Raw genomic sequence first — 3,704 nt, forward strand, 5'->3', positions numbered from 1 at the left:
CATCTGGCTGGGTCATATGTGGCTGATGGGCCAGAAGCGGTGCCCGGCGCGATCGGTACGAAAGCGTGAATCAAGACACGGTCACTCCGGCACAAGCGGAACACGATGCGGAAACCCCCACCACCCATCGGACATCCATGTCGCTCGTCTCGGCTCCCGCATCACGTCGTCTTCGCCACGCGCTCGGTGCCTTTATCGCACTCGCGCTTCTCCAGCCCACCCTCGCATCCGCGGCCGATGTCACCGACACCTCGACCGTGCTCGACAAGGTATTCGCGGCCTACCAGGGATGGTTTCACTGCCCGGGCGCGCCGAGTCCGGAAAGCAACTGGTTCCACTGGACATACATCTCGCAGATCGATCCGACCGCAACCAATAGCTCGATTCCCACGTTCCCCATCACCGACGAATATCCGGCGGGCGCCCTCTGCCCTGCCCCGGGTCTCACCGTCGCTGGGAAGCAGGCGAACTTCTTCTCGTCTTTAAATGCGGGCACGGCGCAAACGCACTTCCGCTGGATGCGCGAGTACGGCGTTGACGGCGCCATTCTCCAACGATTCCTGGGATCGCTCGACATGCTCTACCAGGAAAACGACATCGTCCTGCGCAATGCCATGCAGGCTGCTGGCGACAACGGACGTTCGTTCTTCATCGAGTACGACGTGAGCGGGCAGTTCGAGAACACCAGCACGCAGGCCGATGAAGACGCCATCTTCAATAAGTTGACTGCCGACTGGCTGCACCTGGTCAACGACCTCCATGTCACCCAGAGCGCCATGTACCAGCAACAGGGTGGCCGGCCCGTCGTCTCGCTCTGGGGCATCGACCAGGGAGGCAGCGAAACGACCTGGCAGATGAAGCCAGCCCTCGCCTCGCGTGTGATCGACTGGTTCCACAACGTGGCCCACGCGACCATCATGGGTGGCGTCAGCAATACCTATCTCGAACAGCCCGAATACGCGGATGTCGTCAAGAAGCTCGACATCATCCAGCCGTGGAACGTAGGCGTGTACCAGGACACCGACCTCGACTGGTACGAGACCAACCGTACGCGCGTCCACCTGGCGTCGACCGCAGCCAACGGACAGATCTACATGCCGACGATTCTTCCGGCATCGTCCAGCCGTGACCAGAACAACGGCAACCTTCCGACCGAAGGTGCCAAGGGTCTCGGTGGCAAGTTCTTCTGGGACCAGGCCTACCGCGATCGCAGTGCGGGCGTGCGTACCGTCAAGATCGCCATGTTCGATGAGCTCGGTGAGGGGACATCGCTGCTCAAGGTCGCCTCGAGTGCGTCGCAGGCGCCATCGCAATACCCGTGGCTGACGCTGGATGTCGACGGCTACAAGCTGCCGACGGACTGGAACCTGCGCATGACGCATGAAATCGCCGCGATGTTCCACGGCGACAGTCCGGTCACGGCGACGGTACCGACGGATCCGGGCCCCTTTGATGTCGTTCCCGAGTGCGGTGTGCTGCATCCGAACGAGATTCTCGATCCGGTCCATCCACTGACCTCGTGCGACGGCCACATCACCCTCGCACAGGATGCAAACGGCGACGTTATCGTCTACCGCGACGGCATCCGGTTGTATTCGAGCGGCACGGCGGGCCAGCCCATCAAGACGACCATCATGCAGGGCGACGGCAACCTGGTCGAGTACGACACGAGCGGCCAACCCCGTTGGGCGAGTGGCACCGCGGGACAGCCAGGCGCGTATCTCTACCTTCGTAACGATGGCACCACGTGGATTGTCGCCGGCGGCAAGGCCATCTGGCAGGCTAGTCCCTGATCCATCGTGACACCGAAATGCCGCCCGCGATCGCCCGGGCGGCATCCGTCGGTCAGGCAATACCGAGAAGGTTCTGTAGCTGCGTCGCCACGGTCGAACCGAGAGTCGAAGCTGCCGTGGACGTACTTGCGGCAGCCGTGCTTGCGGCGGTCGTCGGTGCGCCGGTCAGCGGATCGGTGGTCGCCGTCGCCAGGCTATCGGTGAACGGATCCGACGTTGAATCGGTATCCGTGTTGAGCAGGCCCTTGCCGCCGCCGTGGCCGCCGTGGCCGCCGCGAACGTGCATCGTGGGCATCGGATTGACGCTGGGCGTCGAACCAATCGTAGTCATTTACGGTTTCCTTGCTGTGGTGGTCTTCCGTGTCAGCAATGGGCGTGCCAAGTTGGTTGGGATGGCTGTGGGGTGCGGTTGTGACGGGATGTCGGCGCTGGGGGGAGCGCTTCGCCGATGAATCGGCTCCTACAGGGGGCATATTGCGTCGGGACATTGACTTTGTGCGTCAATTTAAAGCCGGCGATTAGTTGCGTCGGGCGCAGGACACTGCGAAAAGTGCGGAAAAAATGCGACCGTCGACATGCATCGTGGCCCGAAGGTGCGGATACACCCCTAGCCACGAAGACACTAACGTGCGCGGATTCAGCCCTTGATGAAGGCGAGAAGGTCCGCGTTGATCGTATCGGCATGCGTCGTCGGCATGCCGTGCGGGAAGCCCGGATAGATCTTCAGCGTGGCGTGCTTCAACACCTTGGCGGAAAGCACGCCGGCATCCTTGTACGGAACGATCTGGTCGTCGTCACCGTGGAGGATGAGCGCGGGCTTATCGATCTTCTTCAGGTCGTCATTGAAGTCGGTTTCCGAGAACGCCTTGATGCAGTCGTAATGCGCCTTGGTGCCCCCCATCATGCCCTGACGCCACCAGTTGTCGATGACGCCCTGCGACGGTGTCGCGCCGGGGCGGTTGTAGCCGTAGAAGGGGCCGGACGGCACATCGCGGTAGAACTGCGTCCGGTTCGCCGCAAGCGCGGCGCGGAGACCGTCGAAGACCTCGATCGGCAAGCCATCGGGATTGGCAGCGTTCTTCACCATGATCGGTGGAACGGCGCTGAGCAGTGCGATCTTCGCCGTGCGCTCCAGTCCGTACTGCGCGACGTAGCGAGCGACTTCACCACCCCCGGTGGAATGCCCGATGTGCACTGCGTTGCGCAGGTCGAGGTGTTCGGTGAGCGCGGCCAGGTCAGCGGCGTAATGGTCCATATCATTGCCTTCCTCCGTCTGGCTCGAACGGCCATGCCCACGGCGGTCGGCGGCGATCACACGAAAGCCCCTGCTGAGGAAGAACAGCATCTGCGTATCCCAGTCGTCGGCCGAGAGCGGCCACCCGTGACTGAAGACCAGCGGCTGGCCCGTGCCCCAATCCTTGTAGTAAATCGTTACGCCGTCTTTCGTGGTGATCGTGCCGTCCATACAACGCTCCTGACTTAAGGGAAGCGGACGTGGYAGCGCCAACGCCCGCGGAGGTGGCGGATACACGGGGAATGTTTGTTCAACCGAAGGATGTTTTATTGAACAAAACGTTTGCACAACGTCGTTATTCGGCGCCTGACGACGGCACGTCGCGCACGACCTCGGTCAATTCGCCCGTATCGATGTTGTAGAAAAATCCGTAAACATTCACATGCGCAGGCACGCCCGGGCTGGAACGAACCAGGTCGACATCGTATTTCAGCGATGATTCGAAGTCCGAGATGCTGATACTGCCCCGGTCATATGCCCCGGAGATGTCGACGCCGTGCTCATGTTTGTAGGCATCCAGCATGCCATCGGCGGTGAACGACGTTGCTCCGCAGAACGAGTGATGCACCACGACAACGTTCTCGAAGCCAAACAGGTGTTCCATCGTGGATATCGAC

4 protein-coding genes are annotated in these 3,704 nt (G+C 61.5%); 1 reads left to right on the plus strand and 3 read right to left on the minus strand.

Annotated features, from left to right (window positions below; translation table 11 throughout):
• Positions 1–65: 65 nt before the first annotated feature.
• Positions 66–1,793: a glycoside hydrolase family 71/99 protein gene (locus AC1DT2_RS17890; protein WP_477297820.1), complete on the plus strand. Its 1,728-nt coding sequence runs from the start codon at positions 66–68 to the stop codon at positions 1,791–1,793.
• Between the two features lie 52 nt (positions 1,794–1,845).
• Here AC1DT2_RS17890 and AC1DT2_RS17895 read toward each other — a convergent pair whose 3' ends face one another.
• From AC1DT2_RS17895 to AC1DT2_RS17905, 3 genes are all read right to left on the minus strand, one after another.
• The gene (locus tag AC1DT2_RS17895; RefSeq protein ID WP_477297821.1) at positions 1,846–2,124 is read right to left on the minus strand and encodes a hypothetical protein; all 279 of its coding nucleotides are present in this window, start codon (positions 2,122–2,124) and stop codon (positions 1,846–1,848) included.
• A gap of 306 nt (positions 2,125–2,430) precedes the next feature.
• Entirely contained in the window at positions 2,431–3,258 is an 828-nt protein-coding gene (locus tag AC1DT2_RS17900) for an alpha/beta fold hydrolase (protein ID WP_477297822.1), read from the minus strand.
• Positions 3,259–3,382: 124 nt separating this feature from the next.
• A partial coding sequence (locus AC1DT2_RS17905) for a carbonic anhydrase (protein ID WP_477297823.1) occupies positions 3,383–3,704 on the minus strand: 322 nt, incomplete at its 5' end.

The sequence above is a fragment of the Luteibacter sp. P4_E6 genome, from assembly GCF_056401535.1.